Raw genomic sequence first — 762 nt, forward strand, 5'->3', positions numbered from 1 at the left:
CTCCGGGGTCGCGGCGGCCCACGACGCGGCCGCCGCGCCCGGCACCCTGGCCACGCTCTCCCGCTTCTTCGCCCGTGACGGCGCGGCCCGTGACGGCGCGTTCGCGAGGACCGGCGAGCGCCCGAGGATCGACGGCGCGACCGTCCCCGTCTACACGCTCGACCCGGAGTTCGTGGCGGGCAAGGAGGGCGCCCCGATCGCCCGGCTGGACTTCCTCGCCAGCACCGCCGTCGCGGCCGACGGGCAGAAGGCGTCGGTGTGGACCGCGCGCACCGGGAACACCTGGAGCGTCGTCAACATCGCCACCGGCGACGACGAGACGCGCTACGCGGCCGCCGGCGCCCGCAAGCTCAGCGGCGGCACGGTCTTCCGCGAGCCGCAGATCAACGCCTGGTACGTCCAGCGCGGCGACCGCGTCCTGCCCCTCGACGAGGACGCCGTGCGGGCGGTCGGCGAGCAGGGCACCACGGTCGACGCCTACCGGGACCGGGTGCGCAAGGCCTACGGCGCCAAGCTGCCGGGCTCGGCCTACGCGAAGAAGGGCGTGGCCGGCGGCTACGACGCCAAGGGTGAGACGGCGTCCGTCGCACCGGGGGCCGACGCGGACCGGTCGGTGAGCGCGGCACCGGAAGGTGACGGCGGCTCCCCGATCACGGCCCCCGCCGCGATGGCCGGCGGGGCGGCGGCCCTGGGGCTCGGGCTGGGGGCCGTGGTGGTGCGCAGGAACAGGCTGCGGCACCGCTGACGGCCACCCCCTCGAAG

General features: G+C 76.9%; 1 protein-coding gene. It reads left to right on the plus strand.

The features are described 5' to 3' along the window. A partial coding sequence (locus tag K6I33_RS35425) for a hypothetical protein (RefSeq protein WP_229358887.1) occupies window positions 1-745 on the plus strand: 745 nt, incomplete at its 5' end. Window positions 746-762 lie beyond the last annotated feature (17 nt).

This window comes from Streptomyces sp. UNOB3_S3 (assembly GCF_020740895.1).
Taxonomy (GTDB): domain Bacteria; phylum Actinomycetota; class Actinomycetes; order Streptomycetales; family Streptomycetaceae; genus Streptomyces.